Raw genomic sequence first — 25936 nt, 5'->3', positions numbered from 1 at the left:
AGGGCAGAATAAAAAGGAGATGTTATGCAGGAAATTATATTAGCCCTCAAACAGTGGGGCCTTGAGATAAACCACACCACATCGCTGATTATTGTGTTCGCCATTATTATTCTGACGGCAATAATCCTCCACGTTATATTGCACCGTATCGTTCTGCGCGCCTTTGAAAAACGCGCTCAGGCCAGCCAGCACTTCTGGCTGCAAATTATCACCCAGAATAAACTGTTTCACCGGGTGGCGTTTACCCTGCAAGGGATCGTAGTCCAGGTTCAGGCCGCGCTATGGCTGCAAAAAGGCAGCGACGCTTCCAGCATTCTGATTAACTGCGCCCAGCTGTGGGTGATGTTGTATACGCTGCTGGCCTTTTTCTCGCTGCTCGACGTGTTGCTGAATCTGTCGCAGAAATTCACCTTTTCCTCACAGCTGCCGCTGAAGGGCATTTTCCAGGGCGTCAAACTGGTCAGCGCCATTCTGGTCGGTATTCTGATTATTTCACTGCTACTGGGGCAGTCGCCAGCCATCCTGATCAGTGGTCTGGGCGCCATGGCCGCGGTATTAATGCTGGTGTTTAAAGACCCGATCCTCGGATTGGTGGCCGGCATTCAGCTTTCTGCCAACGATATGTTGCGCCTCGGCGACTGGCTGGAAATGCCAAAATACGGCGCGGACGGCGCGGTGACTGATATCGGCCTGACCACCGTTAAAGTGCAGAACTGGGATAACACCATCACCACCATTCCGACCTGGTCGCTGGTGTCTGATTCGTTTAAAAACTGGAGCGGAATGTCAGCGTCCGGTGGGCGTCGAATTAAGCGCAGCATTAATCTCGACACCACCAGCATTCATTTTCTGGATGAGCAGGAACAGCAGCGCCTGATTCAGGCCAAGCTGCTGAAGCCGTATATGGATAGCCGTCACCAGGAAATTAGCCAGTGGAATGAACAGCAAGGTGGCGATGAGTCGATTCTCAATCGACGTAAAATGACCAACATCGGCACTTTCCGTGTGTACCTGAATGAATATCTGCGTAATCACCCGAGAATACGTAAAGATATGACGCTAATGGTGCGCCAGTTAGCGCCAGACGCCAACGGTTTGCCGCTTGAAATATATGCGTTTACCAACACGGTTGTATGGGCAGAATATGAAGGGATTCAGGCCGATATATTCGACCATATTTTTGCAGTAGTGGAAGAATTTGGTTTGCGCATTCATCAGGCACCTACCGGAAATGATATTCGCGCACTTTCCGCCGCGCGCGTTTAAGTCTCATGTACCCGGCGGCGCGTTGCTTGCACAGGTCTACGGCGTCAACGTAGGTCCGTTCAAGCGTCAGCGCCGCCGGGCAATCAATCAGGCACGTTTTCTCAACGTTTTAAACGCTACAAACAGGAACACCACCCACACCGGCAGCAAAATGGCCGACAGACGCATACTTTCCATCGTAAGCATCAGGCCGAGGATCATCAGCAAAAACGCGATGCAGATGTAGTTGCTGGCCGGAGCCCACAGTGCACGGAATTTTGGCACGCGCCCAATTCGCCGCTGGGCGGCACGGAATTTCAGGTGCGCCAGGCAAATCATCACCCAATTCAGCAGCAACGTCGCCACCACCAGCGCCATCAGCAGGCCGAACGCTTTGTGCGGCAGGACATAATTCACCAGCACCACCAGCGAGGTGATCGCCCCGGACAGCAACAGCGAATTAACCGGCACGCCGCGACGATTCACGCGGGTGAGAAACTTCGGCGCGTTGCCCTGCACTGACAGGCCAAACAGCATTCGGCTATTGGAATAAACGCCGCTGTTATAGACCGATAACGATGCCACCAGAATGACGAAATTCAGCGCTGAGGCCACGATATTGCTGTCGAGATTATGGAAAATCATCACGAACGGGCTGCTGTCAGAAGTAACCTTCACCCACGGATACAGCGCCAGAAGCACCACCAGCGAACCGATATAGAACAGCAGAATGCGGTACACCACCTGATTCACCGCTTTCGGAATGGAGGTTTCCGGGTCGCGCGCTTCAGCGGCGGTAATGCCAATCAGTTCAAGGCCGCCAAAGGAGAACATAATCACCGCCAGCGATAGCACCAGGCCATGCCAGCCGGTGGCAAAGAAACCGCCGTGTTGCCATAGGTTGTCGAAGCTCGCATGTTCGCCGCCGTGACCGGTAAACAGCATCCACAAGCCGAAACCAATCATGGCGAGAATGGCGAACACTTTAATCAGCGCGAACCAGAACTCCGTTTCGCCATACAGGCGCACGTTCACCATATTCACGGCGTTGATAATAATAAAGAACGTAGCGGCCCAGATCCACGTAGGCACTTCGGGTAGCCAGTACTGCATGTAAATTCCGGCGGCGGTCAGTTCTGCCATGCCGACCAGCACGAACATCACCCAGTAATTCCAGCCGGAGAGGAAGCCTGCGAACGGTCCCCAGTATTTATACGCAAAGTGGGCAAAGGAGCCTGAAACCGGTTCTTCGACGACCATTTCGCCGAGCTGGCGCATGATCAGAAAAGCGATGATCCCGGCGATAGCGTAGCCAAGTATGACGGCAGGGCCAGCCATTTGAATGGCGGGGCCGATGCCGAGAAACAGACCGGTGCCGATAGCACCGCCGAGGGCGATTAACTGAATATGGCGGTTTTGCAGGCCGCGGTGAAGCGTCGGTTGAGTTTCCGACGCAGCATCCGTTGGCAATTGGTCGGATGCCGATGACGCGTTTTTCACGTCTTTCCCCTGTAGCGTTTTTTAGAAGGGGCACCTTTTAACACTTCGACAGACGTGTCGCAAGTTTCGTTCCGGCGCGTTACCCCGCCGGAACGAGGGTCACACTTAGAAATCGTAGCTCATGGACACTTTCACCGTGCGCGGTTCGCCCTGGAAAATGTACGTGCCGTAGCTCTCCACTCCGGACCAGTATTTCTCATTGGTCACGTTATCTACGCCGACGCGCCAGACCATGTCGTTCTGGTCTGCGTTGACGCGCATACGATAACGCACGCCGAGATCAAGGGTGGTGTAACTGTCGAGTTTCTTGGTGTTGGCCGCATCCGCGTACTGCGAACCGGTGTGGTTCACTTTCGCCGTCGCCGTCAGGCCATCAACCGGTTTGATGTCATATTCTGCACCGACCACCGCGTAGAAGCGCGATACACCAATCGCATCGTGACCGTCGTTGGTGCCGTTGGCGGTTTTGGTCATCTCAGGATCAAGCCAGGTGGTACTGCCATTCAGACGCAGGCCGAGAACCGGCTCGCCAAATACATTCAGCTCCAGGCCACGGTTACGCTGCTCGCCATCGAGGACGTATTTGTTGTCGCTGTTAAGCAACGCCGACGGCTTTTTGATTTCGAACAGCGCCAGTGAACCGCCCACGCGTGCGTAATCGATTTTAACGCCGACTTCGTTCTGCTTCGAATGCAGAATGCCCATGCTCTGGCCGTAGTTCGACGCGCCTTTCGGGGCGTTGTCGCCCGGCTGCAACGCTTCGGTGTGGTTGGCGTACAGCGAGACCTCTTTCCACGGTTTGTAGACGATGCCGTACGTCGGCGTCCAACGGCTTTCGGTGTAACGCGACGTCGTGTCTTCATGGCCGGTAGCATTGCTGTAGTTACGTACCACCACTTTCTGGTGACGCGCAGCGGCGGTGAACAGCACCTGATCGTCGAAGAAGCCGAGGGTGTCGCTCAGCAGCCAGCCCTGCGTACGGCTGCGCGCGGTGGTCAGTGGGTCATAATAGTTGCCACCGAAGTACGCATTATCCGGCTTCGCGACATCGCGGTTGTCATAGATGTTGGTGGTCGGATTGTTGGCCGACATCCGCCATGACGTCGCGTCAGTGCGAATCTGCGCCGAGTAGCCGACGTTTACTTTGTGAGAGATTGGGCCGGTATCGAAATTACCGCGCAGGCCGCCCATACCGCTCCAGGCGTCGATGATGCGGTTGGTATCGAGACGACCGATGGTGGCGTCGCCGCTCTTATCAATCAGCTTCGGTGCGGAATAGGTGCCGATTTCATGGGAGTGCTGGCCGCCGAATGCGGCGTAGGTCGTCCAGTTATTGGTCAGGTCGTATTCGGCTTTCGCCATACCGAATTCACTTTCGATATTGCTGTAACCCCATTTCTGGCTGTAGTTGTCGCCGTTGTCCGGCACATCAGGAATGAAGTCCACGCCGCTGATATTGATGCCCATCTCGCCGCCGTGGAAGGTTTTCTTCTGATAGCCAAAGTCGAGAGAGGTACGCAGGCGCTCGCCACGATAATCGAGACCAACGGAAGCCAGGGTGGTACGGCGTTTATCCGCGTCGATAGCGGTTTCCCCTTCCCTGTCGACGAGGTTCACGCGCACGCCAAACTGGTTGTCATCGCCAAAGCGACGGCCCAGATCCAGCGTACCGCCGACCTGAGAATCTGAGGTGTAATCGACGCCAACGCTGGCGGTTGGGGTGTCTTCCGCATGCTTTGGCTCAAGGTTGATCATCCCGCCGACGCCGGAGCTCGACGCGCCGTTCAGCAGGCCGTTTGCACCTTTGAAGATTTCTACGCGCTCAAGCATCTGGGTGTCCATCACCTGGCGCGGAACCACGCCCGACAAACCGCCCATGGTCATGTCCTCGCCGTCCAGTTCAAAGCCGCGGATTTTGTAGGTTTCGGCAAAGTTACCGTAGCCCTGAACCGGCTGCACGCTGGCGTCGTTGCTGACCACATCGGCGATGGTTTTGGCCTGCTGGTCTTTTACCAGTTTGGAGGTGTAGCCGATAACGTTGAACGGTACATCCATCGCGTTTTGTTCGCCGAGCATCCCCATGCGCCCGCCGTGGGCGATTTGCCCGTCGAGGAATGCCGGAACCAGATCGTCACCGCCGGATTTGAAATCGCTTCCTTCGGTGGCCTGCACCACCATGGTTTCTTCGTTTTTTTTGCTGGTGTTACCTGAAGCGTCCGCCGCAAAGGCGGAGTATGAAACTGCGCTGATGGCGAGCGCCAGCAGCGTTTTACGAAACGCAGTTGTGTTGGTGTTTTGCATAATTTTTATTAACGAGGCTTAAGTGAAACAAAATGGCCCGTTGCCGGGCCGGTCTTTTTTATTTGTTCAGCGCAATGCGCACAACGCTGTCGGGCCCGGTGGTGGAGTGATCTTTGTTGAAGGCTTGCTTGACGGTGACGTACAGCGTCTGGCCATCGGCGGAGAGCAGCAGGCTGTTCGGGTTCGGCTTCAAATCCCAGCTCTTTTTCACCACGTAGGTGGTGGCATCGAGGCTCAGCACTTTGCCGGACTCGCGCTGCGAGACGTAGATTTCATGGCGTTTCGGGTTGAACACCACGCCGAGCGAATCGCCGATATCCAGCGTCTTGATCACTTTGCCACTGTGAATATCCAGCACCAGTGTGGTTTTGGCTTCGGAGTTGTCGGTGACGAACAGGCGGCCGGTGGCGTTATCTTCGGCGATATTCAGCAGCAGCGCCGGTTTGTCGCCGAGCGGCTTCCAGCGCTGTTCGATGCGATTGTTACGCGGGTTGATCACCAGGATTTCGCCGCCGCCGTTGGCCGCATAAATGCGCCCGGTATTCGCGGAATAGTGCAGGCCGGTCATCCATTTACCGGTGTTTTTGATGCGGGTTTTCAGCTTCAGCGTTTTCGCATCAACCACCCAAACCACCGCCGGGTCGGCTACCGCGCCGATGTACAGCGTGTCGTTGTGCAGCAGGATCTGGCGCGCGCCGTACGGCAGGCCTTTTTCGTTACGCTCCGGGAACAGCAGACGGGCTTTCACCTTGCCGTCGGCGGTGTTCAGCGCGCTGATGCCGCCGTCGAGGGAGTTGCTGACGTAGACAGTTTGGCCGTCGTCAGAAATGGCCATGCCGAAGTTTTTCAAATCAGTGTGGCTGGCACCGACGGTTTTCAGCGTTTGTGGGTCGAGTTTGTATACCACCCCGCCCTGCACGTCTTTAAACCCTTCCGCGCTGGCAACATACAGCGCATCGCCTTTCGGGCTGAGCGCCATTTCGTACAGGCCGTCGGCCAGTTCGCGTTGAGTCAGATTTTCAGCGGCAGCCGGTGCTGTGGCCTTTGGCGTAGTTTGCGGGGCCGTTGTGCTCTGCGAAGCACACCCTGCCATCGCGAAAGCCAGCGCTATCGCGGTGAGTCGACGAATCATAAAAAGTTCCCTGCAAAATATGAATAAAAAGGAAAATGAGAACTATACGCATTATCTTCATTGTTTCAAGCATAAATCTGCAGGGGTTTTTAGGGCAAAAGAAAAGGCCCCACAAAGGGGCCTTGAGGCAATTCGAGCCGTTCTCGCCCGGCACACCCGCCGGGCAACGTTCATCAGAACTGGTAGCTGTAGTTGACGCTCGCAAACCAGAAATACGGATTGTCGATATGGCCAGAGAAGACCTCCGGTGAGGAGACCTTCGACGACTGCATATGCAGATATTCCATCGCGAAACCAATGTTGCTGGCCGGGGTAATTTGATACTGCGCCCCGGTCGCAAAGCGCCATTCATCGCCAGTTGGCATGGCGAGTGAGATATCGCCCTGATCGTGATACGGGGTGCTGTCGAAGGCCACACCGCCGTTCAGACGCCATTGTTCAGTCGGTCGATACTGCACACCGAGTGCGGTATGCCAGGTATCTTTCAGACGGCTATTATTGTTGACCTGCTGACCTTCAACGGTGATTTGTGGCGCACCAAACTGGCTCCAGTCCTGCCACCCCAGATCGCCCATCACCGACCACTGTTTATTAATATCATGCACCAGGCTCAGCATAATTTGCTGTGGGGCGCGAACCTGCGCGGTCAACGGCAGATCAAAATTACCCTGTGGCAGACGCACCTTACCGTCGATATCAAAATCGTAATCCGTTTTGCTGTTCCAGGTAATACCGGCACGGGTCTGATCGGTCAGCTGCATTAACAGCCCAAGACGGTAGCTGGCGGCCCAGTCATGATCCTTCTGCGTTTTGTCGTCACCATCAACGTTGCGCGTCAGACTGAAAAAACCGTAGTTAGCATTCACGGATGCGCCGACGGAAACACGATCGCTGAGTTTGTACGCCAGTGACGGGCTGATAGTCAGCGCCATCATGGTGCTCTTTTTGATCAGGCCATCGCCCGCCCAGTCACCGTAATCAATGCCCAGGCCAAAGTTACCGTACATGCCTATCCCGGCGTACAGGTTATCAGTCACTTTTTGGCTATAGAATGCGTTGCCGTTGGGCATCACATCCAGGACGTTACCAGGGCTTTTTCTGTCATTATCAAGCTGATAATCGATATTACCGCCCAGCGCCTGTAAGCCACCGGTAAACATGTGGTCTGGCAAGCGGGTCATACCCGCCGGGTTGCTGGCGATAGTCGACGCATCCTGCGCACGTGCGGCCTGCCCGGCGCCAGCCAGAGCGGTATCTTCAGTACCGATTTCATAGAAATAGAGGGCACTAGCGTGTGCAAGCGATGTACAAAGCAATCCAGAGCACACGAGGGCGATTTTTTTCATTTGCTACCTGCCAAAAAATAAGCGTTCTATACCCAGAGGAGAGTATGCATTGTTATTGGTAAAAAAAGCATAGTTACCCACGACGAATTTGCCAGTAACAAATTGGCGGTTAACCCCTTCATTTGAAGGGGCAAAAGAATAGCAAAGGGGTGCTTACTGCTTCAGTAAAAGATCTATTTATAATTAAATGCCGTGACTATTTCAGCATACGATCAAGCTGGGTTTTATCGGCGGCCTGAGCTTTTTCGGCCAGCGGTGGGAACTGAGCCGACGTGTAGTAGTCGAGCGGCGCCGGCAGTCGTTCCATATCGCGCCCTTTATAGATTTGCAGCTCGCCAAGCGTGGAGAGTCTGATGCCGTCGATCACCGCAGGCATGTGCAACTGATAGGGATGCGAACGTTCAAACGGAACTGCGGTCGGGAAGCGGTTTTCACTGAGTGAATAATTACGCTTGAGCACCAGGAATTTGTCCGGCACCCGTCGCTTACTGTTCCACCAGTCGCCATCTACGTCACGGAACATTCTTTCCGTTTCCTCGCGGCTCACCACGCCCAGGCCGACCAGCGCCTGATGGATTTGCTTGTCCATCGCTTTGTTGTAGGCATCAATTGAACCGGCGTTGCCTTGCAGAATCACATTAATGGCAAGCCGTGCGCCGAGCAGGTTGGAGTAGAGATCTTCCGGCGAAAACGCAGATATTTCCTCAGAGAAGCCGGGCACCGACTGGAAGCCATACCACTGGGCAATCTCATGCCACTGCGCCAGTTCAAAAGCAATTTTCCCTGCCAGCCACGCCGCCAGGGTGTAGCGCTGTGGCATCGATGCCGGAGGGGTAAAGGCATTGAGCTGAATACGACGCAGGCCGAGTTCTTCGCTGTAGAAGAATCGCCATTGGCTGCCCAGCTTCGGGTAAATCCGCGAGAAAATATAGAAGGTGTTATCGGCGGTATCGCGCACGTGGGCGATGTCGATAAACCCACCGCGATGGGTATAAATCAGCCCGCTTTTCTCATCGTTCAGGCCGATCAAATCTTTTACCGCCGCCAGCGCGCTGTCGTTGTAATGATGATGCCCGAGCGTGTCGATGGTCAGCACGTTGCCAATCTGATACACCGGGATAGGCACGCCAATTGCGCGCACGTTAAGGTCATAGCCAAACGCACAGCACGGGCGCAGCGCCTCCGGCGCGACCAGATGGCCGATGACCGGTGACACGCGCCGGGCCTGTTCCACCGGCAGCAGCGTGTCGCTTGCCATCACCGTGCTCGTTATCAACAGCAAACTCAAACTCAACAGCCAACCCCGCATCAAAACGCCTCCGCAACCTGGAAATAGAAACCGGCACTTTCCCGGCCAAAGCCTAAATCAAGCCGGATATTCATCGCAGGCTTCACTTCAAAACGGTACCCCACGCCAACCGATGGCAGCAGCGGGTTATCACCTAAATCTGACGGCGAACTGCCCAGCGCGCCGACGCCAGCCCACAGCACATAGCCGTTACGCCAATTGAGTTTTTGCCGGTACTCGACCTGACCGCTGACCACGTCGTTATCACGATAGCGTCCCTGATAATAACCGCGCAGACGATTGTCGTCTCCCGCTTCTGAGAGCCGGTCCCAGGGCACATCACCGTGGGTGAAACGGCCCCACAGGTCAAACGCCAGCACGCGTTTATCATCGATCGGATGATAGTAATTGTATTGCATTTTGGTGGCGGTGAAGTGCGTGTCCGAACCTAAGGCCGGGTCGAAATAGCTGTACTCCACGCTGATGTACTGCCCGTGATGCGGCTGTGTGATGGCATCACGCGAATCGTAGTTCACGCTGACTGTCGCGCCAGAACTGAGCGGATTGGTCGTATCGGTGTACTGCGAGAATTTGTCATCTCGCTTGCGGTCATCGACGTTGGCGTTCATCGACGAGAAATCCCAGCCGACGCCGAGATAGAGGTTATCCACAATTTGGCGCATCAACTGTGGATGCACCTGGATTGAGTTATCGTCATATTTCTGCGAACTGCCCTGCGCCGCGTCGTAGCCAATGCCCCAAAATTTGGTTGGCACTTTGGCGATACCGCCGTCAACAAACAGACGCCAGCGGTCATCGGTAAAGAAAGTGTAGTTATGCAGCCCAAGGCCCAGCGCACCGCTGGTACTGACGAATCCGGTGAAGGAGATGGATGAGTTTTGGGTTTTTTTGTCGTTGGGATCCATGCGATAAATCCCCGCCACCGCCATGCCGAGCCCGAGCCTCAGTTCCGGGGTATAAAACGGTCCGGGCAGCACGCTCCAGTCGATGCCTTTGCTGGGATCGTAGTGGTTATCGGCACCGAGTTTTCCCAGAAAATTATCAATCGACTGCTGACTGATTTCGGCTATGGCCGGTGTCGCCATTCCTGCGCTCACCAGCCCCGCCAGCATTGCTAACCATTTGTTCATCAGAAGCGATATTCACCCGCGACAAAGAAGCTATTACGATCGTTAAAGCCGAACTCGGTCAGGACGTTGAAATTCTGAGTGATTTCGTACTGCGCACCCACCAGCATATTCCACGGCGAAGTCAGGTGCTGCTTGACGTCAAAGCGCCCGTTTTCCACCACGCTGTCCAGCGCCGACGGCAGATTCAGGTCAGAGATGTTGCCCTTAAATTCCTGCTGAACGTCCTGATACATACTGCCGACCCACAAGCTAAGGTGCGATGGCCCGGAAATGCCCTGAAACTCAAAGCGATAGCCTACACGAGGCGACACGGTAAGCGCAGAGATTTTTCCGTCGAGAATATCAAAATTGGTCTGGGTGTAGTTGGTATCGAGGATAGTGAACCAGTTGCCGTAGCCGCCCGCCAGTGTCACACCAGCCCCGTAAGTGGTGCCTTCGAAGTTCAACTTGAAGTCGAGATCCTGTAACGCCCCGCTCTCATATCCGGCATGAACCGCCTGGGCAATAATATGGTCCGGGTTAGGGTGGAGAATGCTGCCAGAATCGTAGCGTGACGGGTCGGAATCCACCGAGATATTCGATACCGACGAGCCTTTAGTGTGGCCGAGAATGCCGTAGACGTTGAGGAACGGAAATACCCACATGTCCAGACGCAGGTTTTCGGTTTCACTCCGCTCGCGAGTATCGCCGATACCGATGTTGAACATGTCATCCGGGATCGGCATGCCGCCCACTTTCAACCCGGTCAGCGCGATGCTGTCGACGTTAATGTTCTGGCGCATGTTCATGTAGCTGACGTTGACCCCGAACGGCAGCGGAATGGAGTACCCACGTGCACGCGCCTCGTCACCCCAGATAGGAAACATGCTGTCGCTGGAGGACGAGTCCTCGGTGCTGAGCGTGCTGTCGCTGCTGCCGCTCGCATCAGCCGGAGGAGTAGTTGCACCACAGGCTGCGCCGGAAATCAGCAGCAGCGGGACCAGAGTTTGACTCCATTTCATCATCTTATTCTCAATTGCGCCTTGCCCCGGTTACAGACCAGAGCCAACATTAAAATAGACCGCCTGATCGCCATCACTAAAGGCGATATCTACACCGGTATAGAGCCCATATTTGCGGGCAACCAGGTAACGAAAACCGGTACCCCAGGCCACTTCACTCGAGCTGAACAAATCACTGCTGTCATTGGCAGCACTTCCCGCGCCAACAAATCCTTGTAGGATCCAGCGCGGCGTGACCTGCCACGCCAGTTGGGTTTGCACCGTACCCACGTAATCACCCTGATAGCGATAACGTGAAATTCCTCTCAAATTAATATCAGGCCGCGTCATCGGCGGCAGATGCTTATCGCTGTTGGTCAGCGCCTGATAATCACCGGCCAGCGCCAGGGTGAGCGATGAGGTAAGCGGCAGAAAATATTTACCGTCGAGCGTTAACTGATTGTAGCGATAGTCGCCACCCAAAAACGAACTGTAAAAACGGTATTCTGCGCTTAATGCCAGCCCTTTGTGAGGATAGAAAAAATTATCTGTGGTGTCATATTCCGCAATCAACCCGACGGCAGACGAGGTACTTTCGCTACCAAACACCCGCTGCCAGGCCGCATTAATCAGTTTATTATCTGCCGTAATCTCGGTGCGGGCATAAATCTGCGTAACCCCCAGAAAAACGGGCGAATCATTAACACGAAACTCCAGTCTCTGCAGGCCGCCATAGCCTTTGGTGTGGGTGTGAATCGCCCGATTTTTGCCAAAGCCCAACACATCACCGCTGTAAATATCGAGGTTGACATTGGCGTAACCTGCCCCGACGAGGTAGCGGATATGATCGTTGTTCCAGGTATGGCGATGCCCGGCCCCCGCAAACCAAGTGCCGTTTTCCGTCGCCCCGCCGCCGAAGCCCGATAGGTTCGGCGGTATGAAACGATCGCCGTCCATCGAGCCTTTGCCATGCAAAAACAGACCAAACAGCCCGCCGCCGTAGCCAATCGCCGGTTCAGTGATCATCATCGGAACCGGTAAAAAACCGTACTTGTTATCACGCAAGTAGTCGCTCATGTCGAACATACCGTCCTGCGGGTCGAACATGCTCGCGGCAAAGCTGTGGATGCTGGTGAACAGCAGCCCCAACGCTGCCAGCCTGCGCAAGATCATGCTTCCGGCCTGCCCGGCGGCGTTGCGGGTGCCGCGTACCAGTTCTCTTTCGCCACCATTACCGCGTCTTCCGGCTGCAGCACGAAGTTCGGCGACATAATCTGCACGCCAAATTCGTTGAATACGTCCTGAATGTTGCTGTGCAACGCGTTACGCGCCACCGCCAGCGAAGTGCCCGGCAGCAGTCGCACCTGAAGTTCGTAGGAGATGTACCAGTCCATCAGGCTAAGCTGACGCACCAGCGGTGCCTCGGCATGATCGACGATCCCATCGGTACGACGGGCCGCCAGCTCCAGCATCGCGTGTACCTGTCGCCACGGCGTGTCATAGCCGATGGTGACGCCGGTCGTGAGGTTCACACCGCCGCCAGGGTTTTGCGCGCTGAGGTTGGTAATTTTGCCGCTGACCACTACCGCGTTGGGCACCGTCACAACGTAGTTTTCGCGGGTAATTATTTTGGTGGCCAGCAACCCGATTTCGCTGACCTGACCTTCATTGTCTGCAATTCGGATAATGTCACCTTTGTGCAATGCGCGGGAGTAGATAAGCACCAGCCCGCTCATGGCATGGTTCATCACGCCCGCAGAGCCGAGCGTCAGCATCAAACCGAAGAAGACGCTGATCCCTTTGAACGCCAGCGAATTTGCGCCAGGCAAGAAGGGGTATGCGGCTGAGAGAGCGAATAACCAGACCATGACCGAAATCAGTTTGCGCGTAGTGCCAACCGTCTCCGGATGTAAACCAGGGAGCTGCACTTTACCCGCCGCCACTTGGTTAAGTAAAACCTTCAATAATTTAATAATAAACGACGTAATCAGGAAGATAATCAAAACGATAAGCAAGCCGGGCAGCGCTGAAGCAATCGACAGCGTGATTTTTTGCAGCACCCGGTAAGTCCAGCTGCCAAGCGATTCGCCCCAGACACGCGTCCAGGGAAACAGGCTGAATGCCCAGCCGAGCCACAGGTACACCGCCACCAGCGACACCAGGATCATCAGCAGGCCGTACAGCCTGGATTCAATCGCCCCTAAAAAACGTCGCCAGCTAATAGGAATAATTCCGCGTTTTTCCAGCAGCATCATCAGGTTATAGCGCCTGACCCAGCGCCATGTGCGGTACGCGCCGTAGCATAAAAGGGCCACCGCCAACGCGCCCGCCACGGTTTTCAGCACCGCCAGCACCAGATATCCAGTGTTGTACTGGTCGCTTAATGCCGTGCGTTGCCGTTCCATGCGTGCCAAAACTCGCTCAGCGGCCTGATCGAGGGTTAAATCATCCCCGTCATCCAGATCGGCCTGGCTCAGTAACATTATCGGTTTGCCGTTCATCAGGAACAGGCGAGCGGGCTGGTTATAACGGGTAATGGGTTCGACGGTCAGCGGTTTGCTAACGTCGTCATGGGTGAATGCGCGAAGAGTATTACGAATGCGCAGTACGCGCTCTTCCGGCGTGCTGAGGCCAAATGTTGCCTGAAGCATGACAATCGGCTGGTGGAAAATATAGACCGTCCGCGCCCGCTCCTGCTCCGTCGGCTGTTGCCGAGGTTCCGCAGCGAATAAAGGAAAAGCAAGCAACAGCGAAAGCCACGCCAGTAAAACATGCCGCATCCTGTTCATAGTCAACACCCGCAGAAGTAAAATTATCGTTATTATTCAGAGCACAAAAGCAAAAGGCTGGTCTGCTCTGATTTGAGCATAGACCAGCCTTAGGCTAATTCAAGACACCTTAGAAGCGGATTTTCATCCCCAACGAAGCGGACAGATTTGCATCCACGTTGGTGTTGTCGCCGTTATCCCAGGTTTTGCCTACTTCGGTATATGCCTGCACATCATTGGTCACCGCCCACGTCGCGCCCACTGCCGCTTCCGTCGCGCTGAATTGCTGATTAGCCTTGAGGGTCGTTTTGCCGTGGCTGTTCCCCCCATTGCTGTAGGTCACCGAATCCTCACCATCTGTCAGCTCTTTCCAGAAGTTTACCCGCACGTAAGGTTTCACTTTACCCATATCGGTATCGTAATCCGCCGTGAGACGCGCACCGAGACGGCCAATCACTGCGCTGTCTGCATCAGTACTGACGTGCGTATCGACCCCGTCGTTAAGCGTCACATCATCGAAGTTGCTCCACTGCCAGACCAGCTGTGCCTGCGGCTCAATGGCCCAGTTACTGTCGCCCAACTGCCACGGTTTACCCACTTCAACAGAGGCGGTCACCGTGTTGCCATTTGGATGATAAGTATCGGAACTTCCTTCGCTTTTCAGGTCGACGGAATGGTAACCGTACTGCAACACATTATCAACATAGAAACCATTGGTATCGGTCCAGGTCGCGTAGCCGCCAATGTAGGAGGAGAAGGTGGAGTTATACGCCGAGCCGCCACCCATGCCCGTGTTGCCACTGACCGAACTGTCGAGATCCATAAAGGTCGTGTAGATCCCTGAACGCCATTGGTCGTTCTGCCACAGATCGAAGCCAATCTGCATCCCGTCATACTGTGAATGGCTTTTACTGCTGGTCGCATCATCCAGATGTATGTCCACGGTTTTGGTCATATAACGTGCCCAGAAACGCCCTTCCTGATCTTCCGGCACATCTGCACGCCACGGCTGTTCATCACCGACACGCTGATGCAGCGTGCCGAGCACGAACAAATCAGCCTGACGAACAATCGCGGCCACCGTATCGAAGCCTGGCACTACCGGGCTGTAGCCTGCGCGCAGGAACCAGTCTTCCCCGGCACCACTCGCACTTCCGGCATACAGTTGGTACTGCCATGCGCCAGCGATCAGTTTGTCACCGCCAATGTTGAACGCATCCTTGGTGGTTTGTGCTGTGGTGGTCGCGCCGTTTTTGGCCTCCACGACCATAATGCCGTCACCCGTGGTCGGTTCCCCGAGCTGGCTGACATCGATATCCAGCATCGTGGTACCGGTCGCGGTGCCACCGTTGATCACCAGTTTGTCGGCAACGCCCGGACTATGCTGCTGGGCCGCAATTTTGATCGTACCCTCCATCCCTACATAGTCGCCGTTAACAGTCAGCGTCGAACCGACATTACCGCCGCGCAGGTTGACGGTGCCCTGGTTGACCAAGTTCGCGACCGTCTGATTGTGACCGCCGGTATCCAGGGTCGCATCCCGGCTGACGATATGCGAGGACTTCGCGCTGAAGCGTGAGACGCCTCCTGCCAGCAACGTGCCATTTTCCACCAGCGTGTAACCACTCCAGTTATTCAGGCCATTCAGTACCGTAGTGCCACTCCCGCGCTGGATAAAATCACCGGTACCGGATATGACACCATCAAGATCAACCGTGTTATTACGGTTCACCACCAGCGTATCCAGGTTGAGAATATTGCCGGCAACACTGCCGGTGCTACCACCGTTTCCGAGCTGGAGGGTGCCGTTACGGATGGTGGTCAGACCGCTGTAACTGCTGTCTTTTGTTAACGTCAGCATGCCATCGCCCGCTTTGGTTAACCCACCGCTACCGCTGACCGCGGAGAGCAGAGAGACATCATTACCGTTGGTATCAATGGTGCCGCTGTTGTCGCCGACGGTCCACGCCCGCGCGGTATCGAACGCCTCGCCGTAGCGGAAGGTCCCGCCGTTCAGCGTAATGCTTGTGTCTGCGGCGCCGAGGTTCTGGTCGCCACTGACCTGCAATACGCCGCCGCTGACGGTGTTACCGCCGCGATAGCTGTTGTTACCGTTCAATATCAGCGTACCCACGTCGGTTTTGTCGATCCCGCCGCTGCCGGTGATTTGCGAATTGATGGTGGCAGTATAGAGCTTGCCGAGCGCGGTGCCGTCGCCGACGCGGATCACCGTGTCCGCGGTATTGGTGGTGATCACCCCGTCGTTAATCACGTAGCCATTAGTGGTGAACTGCGCGCCGCTGATCAGCACCTCGCCGAGGCTGTTATCGACGGTGACGTTGCCTTTTCTACCGCTGAATACTGCAAACGCGCCATCGCTGAACGGCGCATTGATGGTGCCATCCGGATCGGTCTGATCGGTGCTCCAGTTGTCATTGCCGCCGCTGTTCTGCCAGACGCCGTCGCCACCGTCAATTTTGCCGTTGCCTTTCAGAATGCCATTGACGCCACCGGTGCCGTCCCAGAAGTTCAGTACCAATCCACTGGTGTTGACCAGGTTAACCTGATTCGCCACCGACGTCTGGACATACAGCTGATTTGCCGCATCCGGCACGTTGCCGAGCAGCAGGCTGTTGTTGATCAGGTTACCGCTGTAGTTGATGACGCGGTACACGCCGATGTCAAACTTCCCGCCCGGCGTCTGAGTAATGTTCAGCCTGCCGTCGAGGGTCAGATCGCCATTGACCACCAGCAGATCGTTCAGCGGATCGTTGGCGTCCGGGACGTTCGATTTACCAAACTGGAAATCGAGCTGCGAGTTATTAGCAAGCGTCAGATTGTTCATGGTCAGCACACCGACGCTACTCAGATCTTTACCCGGCGTCAGGTGGCCGTTATCCGCCACGGTGACGTTGGCCCCGAGGGTCCCTTCCCCGCCCAACGTCGCGTTGCTGGCCACGCTGGTCGCGCCGGTAGCCGCGCTCTGATCGCCGTTAATCAGCAGCACGCCTTTCATCACTGATGTCGCGCCGGTGAAGGTGTTATCCGCAGTCAGCGTCAGAATGCCACTACCGACTTTTTCCAGCCCGCCACCGACACCAGAAATCAGGCCGCTGATGGTGTCATTCAGATTGAGATTGCCTTCGCTGAGGGTGTTATCGCCCAAGGACACGCTTCCCGCGCCGGAGAGTGAACCGACGGAGGTTTTACCGGCTGAGTCATCCAGAATAACGCGCGCGCCGCTCAGGTTCGCCACCCGTGCATTAGCCGCCTGAGCCTCTCCTGCGAAGGCCACCAGACCGCTGTTGGTGGTGACGCTGGTGCCGCCGTCGGCACTGCCTGACATCAACATTTGTGAATCTGCATCGACGTTAATCGCTGCGCTGCCGGCATTACTGCTGCCGGTAAATCTGGCGGTGCCGTCGGTCAGGTCGATGGTGCTTTGGCCCGCGCTGGCGCTGTCATTGAACGTCAGGCTGGCGCCATCAACGTCAAAGGTGTGCGCCTGGGCATTGGCGCTGCTGCGGAAATTCACCCGCGCATCGTCGTTGAGCGTCACCGTGCTGTCCTGTTTGCCGAACGCGCCCGTGGCATTTACGTTCACATCCAGCGTGCCGGTGCCATTTTTACCATTGACCAGGGTGTTACCGAGATAGGTATTGGCAGTGTTGAGCACCAACTGGCCTGCACCGGTTCCGGTAGAGGTGTCTTCAATCGTCAGATTGCCGTCGCCGCCTATCACACCGGTCGGGGTGAAGATATGACCGTACGCATCCAGCGTGCCGCCGCCGGTTTTATCGAGGAAGATTTTACGGTTAGTGGTGAGATCCGCCCCGGAGCGCAGAGTTGCATCGTTTTTCAGCGTCACAGAGGTTCCGGCGTTGCCAAGGCTACTGTCTTTCGATACCTGCAACGTGCCGTTCCACACTTCCACACCGCCGTTAATCCGGTTGTCGCCATTGAGTACCAGCGTGCCCGGATCGGTTTTCAGCAGACGGGTGACGTTCAGATCCCCGTTGCTGTCACGGTCACCACTCAACGCAGGGGTCGCACCCAGGGGGTCCGTATCCTGCACCAGATTGGCGTTGATGGTGGTGGTTACATCTTCACCCGCCCCGCCGTCGCCGACGCGGATCAGGAAGTAGCGGTTGGCTACCGTTTCGCCTTGCGCGCTATAAGTATTCGTCGGGATCAAACCGGTTGCAGCATTGGTGGCTACAAACTGCAGTTCGCTGCCGTCAACCGGGTTCAGACTATAGCCGTCCGAAGTGAACTGCATCCCGGAAGTCACCACCTGCGTCAGCTTGCCATCGACTTCCTCCGGCGTGATATTCACCGCGCTGCCCGCGCCCTGGAATACCGCAAAGGCATGCTGCGCCCAAGGCGCATTGCCCACACCACTGCTCTGGGTCCACTTGTTAGCAACCCCGGTTAACAGAGGAGACCAGTTGCCGACGCCGCCGTCGACCTTGCCATTGCCGTCGACACCGTCGCTGCCGTGGTTAGCCGCCGCATCACCGTCCCAGAACTGCAACGCATTGGTCGGGTCAAGGAAGTTAAGTACCAGGTTAACCTGCTGCGGTACGTTGGTCTGGACCTCAAATTTTGAATCCGTTGGCGGCAGGGCCACGATATTCAACCCGTTTCCACTCAGCGCACCGCCGTAGTTATACAGACGGTAGACACCCGGGAGGAAGGTGCCGCCCTCTGCCAGGCTAACATCAAGATTGCCGTTAAGATCTAAATCCTTGCCGACGTTCACTAAGTCGTTGTATGTCCCACCCGGCACATACGCTTCGCCCAGTTGGAACTCACTGGTGGTATCGCTCGCCAGCGCTAGGCTGCCGCCAATGGTGAATTTCCCGGTACCCAGATCGCCCGGGGTGATTTTCGCACCACCGGTATTAAAGGTGACGTCACCGCCCAGCGCACCCACGCCGCCTAATGTCGCGCCGCCAAACACCGTTGTTGTGCCAGTGCCGGTTTGCACGCCGTTGACCAGCAGCGTGCCCGCCTGTACTCCGGTTAATCCAGCGTAGCTGTTGGCGCCGCTGAGGCGCGTAATCCCTGTGCCAATCTGACGGAAGTTACCCGCGCCGGAAATCACGCCGTTGAGCGCGACGTTATCGGAGTGGTTAACAATCAGATTGCCATCGTCGGTGATGTTGGTTTGGGTCGAAAGCAAACCCGTGGTGCCGCCGTTGCCCAGTGCCAGCGATGAACCGCCGCCGATATAGGTATTGCCGGTATAGGTGTTGTTGCCGAGCAGGACGGTGCTCCCGTTACCGACGCGCTCCATGCCGCCGGTGCCGGAAATCACGCCGCTGTAGGTCTGGTCCGTTCCGTCGAAGGAAACCAGGCTGTCGGCGCCTGACGTCGAAATATTGTAGTTGTGGATCGTCGCCTGCTGCGGCGTACTTGGAGTGATGCTGTCACCGCTGCGCAACGTCGCGCCATTATTGACGTTGATAACCGGCGTTCCGGAAAGCGTCAGATCGTTGACGATGCGCATGTCTGTGGTCGCGCCATTCAGCGTCAGCGTGCTCCAGCCGGTGCCAATGTTGGTGCCGGTCGCTACGTTATCCGCCAGAAGGCTGCCGATCGCCGCCGGCGCGCCTGCTTTGTTGGTACCATTAAAGGTCAGCGTGCTGCCGGTGCCACCCTGGCTGAGAATATGGGTGGTCGTTCCGAGATTAACATTGCCGACCGTGGCGTTGTCCTGGCCGTCGCTGCCGGTGAAGGTCACACCGCCGTCAAAGGTGCCACTGTTCCAGGTGAAGCGGTCGCTACCGCTTCCCAGCGTCAACTCCCCACGTGTACTGCCCCCGCTGAGCGTCAGAGAGTCATTCCCGCTGCCGGTGAGAACCGCCTGCGCCGTAGATGACGCGGCGCTGAGCGTGCCACTATTGGTGATAGTGTTGTTGCCGCTGCCGGTGGCATCAATGAGCTTCGCGGTCTGGCTGCTGCTGGTGATAGTGCCGGTATTGCTGATGGTGCGGTTCGCCGCACTGCCGTTAAGCACAATCAGTGAACTGGAGTTGCTGGTGCTGCTGGAATTAATGGTCCCGCTATTGCTGAAGGCTGTGGTGTTGGCCGCCAGAATAGTACTGCCGGTGTCGCTGGAGGTCTGGATATTTCCCCGGTTGGTCAAGCTGCTGGCGTTGGTGGCGTCAATCGCCGCACCCGCGTTTGCACCCATGGTAATACTGGTGCCAGAGTCAACCGCACCGCTGGTTTTCGCCAGTATCCCGATACTACCAGCCCCTGGGCTGGGATCGACGTTACCATTGATGATGTAGCCGGTACCGATGGTCAGATTCCCGGTGGTGGCCGAGCCGTCCTCTTTCATAAAGGCGAAGCCGCTGCCGCTGCCGCTGACATTGAGTACGTTCCCGCTGCCCTCAGCCGAGAAGGTGACCGCGGTACGGATCGCCGGGCCATCGTCAGCATTGATAGTGACATTGGTCAGATTAATGTTGCTGGAGTCAGCATTGTTGTTAATCCCGGCGCCGCTGTCGGTGATATCGATGGTGGTATTGCTGGCAGTGAAAGAGGACGCGCCGGTACTGTCGATGAGCACCCCATCGGCCCCCCTGCTGGCGCTGATATGGTTGTCGGTCCCGTCGACTGTCAGTTTTGCACCCTCCCCGGTGAGTTGTACCGCCGCCAGGCCGCCATTCGCCGAAACATCGCCCAGTTGATGGACAATGGCTCCGGCCCCCTGAACCCGCACCCCAACGTTTTCGCTGCCCTCTACACCGGAGACGGTAATGGCGCCGGTGTTGGTCAGTTCACCGGCATTCTGGATATCCACACCGATATTACCCGTACCAGGCGCCACTGACGTACCCGCCACACTGACATCCGAATTGATGATTGCTACGCCGCCATCATGCAGCAGTACCCCGGTACTGGTGTTGCCATTCAGGATGAGATCCGCCCCGGTATTGAGGGTCAAGTCCCCTTTATGCGAGACGTTGTAGCCGACAATGCCGGTTTGTCCCGCTGCTGACCCGATTTTCGCATCAGAACTGACTTTGGTATCAAGCGCATCATCATCACTGCCAATATCGCCACTGATGCTGTAATTACGCCCATCCACCTGTACGGCAGTGGTGTTATTACCATTCAGATTGATTGCACCATCGCTGATGGTGCCCACCGCGCCGCCAGTCACTTTCACCCCAACGGCGTTCTTGCCGCTGACATTGATCAGCGCACTACCGGTTTCCAATACGGTATTCACTGTACCATCTTGCGAGAGACCATTAGCAAAGACCCCGGTAGAACTTTCACCGGCAACCGTCAGATTGTAGGCCCCTCCCGTCGTCGTACCGGTAAAGGTCGCCCCTCCATCAACTGCGAACAGAATAGACCTGGCTTGCTCATCATCCGTGACGGTCGGGTTGGCGATATTGATACTCGCACCCTGCCCCCAGGCGTAGTAACCAATCTGGTCGGTATTTTCAAACGTTAAGGAAGCAGGCGCGCCAACGTTAATGGTCGCATCACCACGCGCATGAGCACCAATCGCCCCCGCAGCAAGCAGGCGCACAGTCGAATCCAGTTGCACCGTCGCCTTTTTGCCACTATCACCTTCGGCATACACCGCATAGTTACGATAGGCATACGGGTTTTCCTCGGTGCCGCCCAGGTCCCCCTCCGCGCCGACGGTAATGGTGCTGTTGTTGGTGGATGTCATTGTCGCGTTAGCGGTACTCGCCTGTACGCGCAGTGCGATATTGTTGTCGCCATCAACCTGAATATCACCGTTATTGGTAACGGTGCCGGTATTATCTTTAACGTACATCCCGTAGTTAGCCGCGGCAGAGTCATTAACCAGCCTGCCCAAGACGTTAATATTCCCGTCGTTGGTGACCGTTGCACCACCGCCATTGACCAGGATCCCCGCCGCATTACGGGTATTCTCCATCAGGGTAATTTCCCCGGTGGTATCGTTGAGGACAGTCCCGTCGCCAATGGTGACGATCGCAGCCGTCAGATCGCCACTGCCTGCCAGATTGACTGCCGTAGGTTTTGTATCATTGATGACGGGAGTGCTACCCACATACATTGCGCCCTTGTTGGTGAAATTGGCGGTGTTGCCGGTGAGCACGCCATAGGCACCGCCTTTACCATCGGTATTGTGACTGTTGCCGACAATCGCGATAGTGGCGCCTTCGGCGTTAATCACATTAGTGGCATCTGCCGCGATTATACCGTAGGCGTTATGCGTCGCCGTGTCAGTAATGGCAACGTTAATATGGCCGTTGTTAGTGACGGTACTGTCGCCAAAAGCGTTAATAGCCACAGACCCGACGTTATTTACGTTTTGGTTGCTACCGTTTTTTTCGAGGAACAGGCCGGCATTGAGTACACCGTTATTCGTGGCCGTTGAGTCGTAAGCCTGCATACCTACCGTTACCGGGCTGTTGCCGCTACTGCTCCAGGCGTTGATTGCACCGTCATTGGTAATCGTCGCCCCATTCTCAGCGTCCATCACCGCCGTTGCCCCATCCACCGCCAGGCTTCCAATCTCCGTCACTGTACCGCTGGCATTGGCTCCGGTCGCATAAATAACTCGTAGGTCACCGGTACTTAGCGTCGCGTTATTCGTGTGTCTGCCCAAATCATCCCAGACGTTATACGTCACGTTGATGGTGGTGCTTTCCGCCTGACCCAGCATATCGGCAATGATGCCGTTGTAGACCGTTTGCGCCTGCACAGAAGACGTTATCGCATCGCTGCCATCCACTGACGCCCCCGCCAGCAACCAGTTCTGTACCTGTGACTGACCGGCATATGCCCCCTGACCCACCAGGTAATCGTTAACATCGGCAATATCAGCGGAAGAGGAGATGTGGAATTCTTTGTCTGCAAGCTTAATGACACGTCCTGTATTCGCAATTTCCTGATACTGCGGCAAAGTCAACGTGTAGTCGTATTGCGTACTTTGTACGCTGGTTGCGCTGGACTGTTCGCCGATAACCGCCGCCGGGCGGAAATGGATGTAGTTATCAGATTCCCAGTTCGCCGCCCCCGCATTTCCGCTGTCAGCCGCCACAAACGCCAGCGTCGAATTCTTCGCCAGTAAATCGATGGTGTTAGTGGGCGCTGAAATAGCCGTATTGCCAGTGGTATCCGCACCGACGTTGATATTGGCCGTGCCACCACCTTCGCTGACGTAGACGATGCCAAAATCATTCAATATACGCACCGAATTATGATCGTACACCGGTATCTGCATATTGGAGACGGGCACATCAGCGGCCGATGTAAAGGAACCAGAATCATAGACACTGACCACTTCATAGCTGCCGTCCAGTCCAGGCACTTCAACATTCAGCTCCTGATTTTGCTGTGGACGCGCCGGGCTGGGGGAGTAGGTAAAGTCGGCGATATTATCGGCCGTAATCGGTGTGGTAACGCCGTTCGAGTCCGTTGCGCTAATGGTCACGATACGGTTACCTGTACCGGCTGGCAACGCATTAACCACCGCTACCGGATTATTGCTGACACCGTTGTTGGCATAGGTCGGGAACGTCGGGATACTACCGCCAATATTCAGCGTGGTGCCAGCCGGATAATTGATCTCTCCTGAGCTGGCATCAATGTTGTACGCTGTACCCGTACTGATAACCTGATCGGTATTCCCAGGGAATTGGTATATCGGATAATTATCCGCCCACAGCACATCAACAACATCAGCGAGAGCAGCGGCAGGCATCAACCCAGTGACCAGTACCCCGGAGAGCAGAAGTTTTCGCCGTCCAGCGCGTGATGTTTTTCCTCTATGTCCGGCAGTAAATTCTGCGACTGGGATAAATGCGGAGGCAACGTGGCTCCAGACAAGACGATAAATTCTGTTCATACGCATTCCATTAAAAATCAAGCAGTTGAATAAAATAAGCACAAGGACAAGCAAAAAGGCAGGGCTGTTACTTTTTGTAAAAGTAGTACACGTCGTTTGAATCGGCCTTCCTAAATGTGAAAAAATGAAGCAATTTGTTGCAGCGCAGTAAATCAACGAAGCGCAAACTCACCGCAGAGTCTGCTGCCATTGCGTTCGTCGTTGAGATGATTTTTAGGTGCCGAATTGAGCAGGTGGAAGGGATCCACTATTATCAAAGGTAGTCAAAACGGGAGTGATTTCATGGATATCAAGCACAGCACCGGAGAAGTGGCGATCGCCAGCGTGAAGGGTTACCTCTGGTTTTTGTGCCTGAACATTATTTTTGCCGCCTGGTTATTGGTGCGCATTCTGAGCGGCGATTCGGTTACCTTCAACACCCAGCACTACATGCTACCGCTGTGGAGTATTATCGGCTTTTCCGTGATCAATTTATGTACCACTATCACCTTACGTGACGGTATCAATGAAGGGCTGTATCAAAAATGTCTGCCGCTAATCGTGCTGACCTTTAGCGTGTTATGGTCGATCCTCTTTTTTAATATGCTGAATGATTTTAAGCAGCCGACGATCACGATAGTGATATTGGTGATCATTCTGCTGCCCGCCACCATTACTTTTTATATCTCCGGTTTACTGCTGACTCTTTTTTGCATACCCATCATTATTTCAATGGTTTACGGCGAAATAGTGTCGCCACTGGAATTTCCTCTGCTTCTGTGGGCTGGAACAGTCATTATTCTGGCAGTAGTACTGTCGGCTCGCTATATTCTGCTGGAATCCTATTTGCGCACCCAGCGCAGCGAATACGAAAGAAATGTACTGATTAAAAAACTGCTCAGGCTCGCAAACTACGACACCCTGACCGGCCTATTTAACCGTCACAGCCTAACGGAATCCTTTGCCCGCAGCTCTCGCCAACTGGAGCACGGTAAAAAATCGCTGTTCTTGATCGTACTGGATATCGATTTTTTCAAGCAGTACAACGATATGTATGGCCACGTTCAAGGAGATAAATGCCTGATCCAGGTGTCTCGCTGCATTGAGCAATCCCTGCGTAAAGCCAGCGACGCTGCGTTCCGCTTCGGCGGCGAGGAGTTTGTGGTACTGGCGGTGTGCGACCGATTGCCGAATGCGATAGATATCGCCAAGCGTATTCAACACGCGCTGGCCGACGCGCGCATTCCGCACAAAGGGTCGAGCGTTGCACCGCGCGTGACGATCAGCCAGGGTATCGCCCAGTGGCATCAGGGTATGCCGCTAGAGGGTCTGCTGGAAAGTGCCGATAAACAGCTTTATCAAGCCAAACGTGACGGGCGAAACCGGATCTGCTGGGAGCGTTAGACGCGGGGAATGAACCAGTAATATCAATTCATCACCACAAAAAAGTCACTCCGGCGCGAACGGAGTGACTTTTTTGATACGGCAGCCATATGCGTCACTTCCATCGCGCCCACCAGTTTGAGCAGAACGGGGGAGCCCATTAATACCGCAAAATAGCTATAGACCGAATCGTCAATTGGCTTGGCGTTTATACCCTCACCCTAGCCCTCTCCCTAAAAGGGAGAGGGGATCTATTGAGCCCCTCTCATCCCTTTTCCCCTCGCCCTCAGGAGTGGAAGTGTTTCTTTTCCCCCTCGCCTTCAGGAGTGGAGGTATTTCTTTTCCCCCTCGCCTTCGGGAGTGGAAATATTTCTTTTCCCCCTCGCCTTCAAGAATGGAGAGGTTTCTTTTCCCCCTCGCCCCTTTGGGGAGAGGGCCGGGGTGAGGGGAAATATTTACCGCAGGGACCGAACCGCTGTCTGTTTATGGCGTTGAGTATGTCGAATAAACCGTCTGTTTATCAGACTCCTTTCGCACTCTCAAAGACGAAACCGACGATGTCCTGCGGAGCCGTGAACATGCTTCCGTGGCCGAGTGTAACGGCCAGTCGATGCTGAAAGTAGAGCTGCAAGCGCAAACGCGGCTTGCCCAACAGGCGTTCCACGATGCGGAATTTATGCTACGCGTGTCGCATCAGAAACAGGTCGCTGCCATTCTGACCGACCGGGAGCCTGCGACAACGATAAATACGTGACGCTGCAGTTCCTGCGCTATTCGCAAAATGCGGCGCTGGATATGTATAAGGCAGTGAATACCGGTATCAACCTGCCCGCCGTACCATCGTTGCCGGCACCTCTTAAACTCTCTTTTTTTATGCATAAAAGTGCGTCAAAATCGCGTGTTATCTGGTGGACTTTGTGCACAAAAGTACATGATCGTAATCATTTATTTTTATATCAAACACAACTTTGCATTAAGCAAGGCTTGACTAT

Annotated in this window: 12 protein-coding genes and 1 pseudogene; 3 read left to right on the top strand and 10 right to left on the bottom strand. The window is 55.3% G+C overall.

The annotated features are described in order from the left end of the window. The first annotated feature begins 24 nt into the window (after positions 1–24). Positions 25–1266, top strand: coding sequence for a mechanosensitive ion channel family protein (locus MUU46_RS16670; RefSeq protein WP_159754705.1), 1242 nt, complete (start codon positions 25–27; stop codon positions 1264–1266). An 87-nt stretch (positions 1267–1353) separates the two neighbouring features. On the opposite strand, the gene pheP is transcribed toward MUU46_RS16670, so the two are convergent. From pheP to MUU46_RS16620, 10 genes are all read right to left on the bottom strand, one after another. Further along, the gene (gene pheP / locus MUU46_RS16665) at positions 1354–2745 is read right to left on the bottom strand and encodes a phenylalanine transporter (protein WP_258966097.1); all 1392 of its coding nucleotides are present in this window, start codon (positions 2743–2745) and stop codon (positions 1354–1356) included. 105 nt (positions 2746–2850) lie between these two features. Next, positions 2851–5046 (bottom strand): TonB-dependent receptor, encoded by a 2196-nt coding sequence (locus MUU46_RS16660; RefSeq protein WP_258966096.1) that lies wholly within the window; start codon positions 5044–5046, stop codon positions 2851–2853. Positions 5047–5104: 58 nt separating this feature from the next. Further along, positions 5105–6178 carry a YncE family protein gene (locus tag MUU46_RS16655; protein ID WP_159754714.1) on the bottom strand — a complete coding sequence of 358 codons (1074 nt, stop codon included), beginning with the start codon at positions 6176–6178 and terminating at the stop codon, positions 5105–5107. A 173-nt stretch (positions 6179–6351) separates the two neighbouring features. Continuing rightward, positions 6352–7524, bottom strand: a complete 1173-nt coding sequence (locus tag MUU46_RS16650; RefSeq protein WP_159754717.1) for an OmpP1/FadL family transporter — start codon at positions 7522–7524, stop codon at positions 6352–6354. A 196-nt stretch (positions 7525–7720) separates the two neighbouring features. Beyond that, entirely contained in the window at positions 7721–8833 is a 1113-nt protein-coding gene (locus MUU46_RS16645; protein ID WP_159754720.1) for a DUF4056 domain-containing protein, read from the bottom strand. Continuing rightward, on the bottom strand, positions 8833–9963 hold the full coding sequence (locus tag MUU46_RS16640; protein ID WP_258966095.1) for a BamA/TamA family outer membrane protein: 1131 nt from the start codon (positions 9961–9963) through the stop codon (positions 8833–8835). Before MUU46_RS16640 ends, MUU46_RS16645 begins: the two co-directional genes overlap by 1 nt. Continuing rightward, on the bottom strand, positions 9963–10964 hold the full coding sequence (locus MUU46_RS16635) for a hypothetical protein (protein WP_159755264.1): 1002 nt from the start codon (positions 10962–10964) through the stop codon (positions 9963–9965). The genes MUU46_RS16640 and MUU46_RS16635 overlap by 1 nt, the downstream gene beginning before the upstream one ends. A gap of 30 nt (positions 10965–10994) precedes the next feature. Next, a complete protein-coding gene (locus tag MUU46_RS16630; protein WP_159754726.1) occupies positions 10995–12116 on the bottom strand; it encodes a BamA/TamA family outer membrane protein in 1122 nt (373 codons plus the stop codon). After that, entirely contained in the window at positions 12113–13723 is a 1611-nt protein-coding gene (locus tag MUU46_RS16625) for a mechanosensitive ion channel family protein (RefSeq protein ID WP_159755267.1), read from the bottom strand. The genes MUU46_RS16630 and MUU46_RS16625 overlap by 4 nt, the downstream gene beginning before the upstream one ends. Before the next feature lie 118 nt (positions 13724–13841). After that, entirely contained in the window at positions 13842–23582 is a 9741-nt protein-coding gene (locus MUU46_RS16620; protein ID WP_258966094.1) for an autotransporter-associated beta strand repeat-containing protein, read from the bottom strand. 282 nt (positions 23583–23864) lie between these two features. Between MUU46_RS16620 and MUU46_RS16615 the strand changes: the two genes are divergently transcribed. Both MUU46_RS16615 and MUU46_RS16610 read left to right on the top strand, forming a co-directional pair. Next, a complete protein-coding gene (locus tag MUU46_RS16615) occupies positions 23865–24965 on the top strand; it encodes a GGDEF domain-containing protein (protein WP_258966093.1) in 1101 nt (366 codons plus the stop codon). A gap of 476 nt (positions 24966–25441) precedes the next feature. Next, a pseudogene (locus MUU46_RS16610) lies at positions 25442–25778 on the top strand (fumarate hydratase); the annotation flags it as partial. Positions 25779–25936: the final 158 nt, after the last annotated feature.

The sequence above is a fragment of the Scandinavium tedordense genome (genome assembly GCF_024764965.1).
GTDB lineage: Bacteria > Pseudomonadota > Gammaproteobacteria > Enterobacterales > Enterobacteriaceae > Scandinavium > Scandinavium tedordense.
This window is presented reverse-complemented; position numbering and strand designations above follow the sequence as displayed.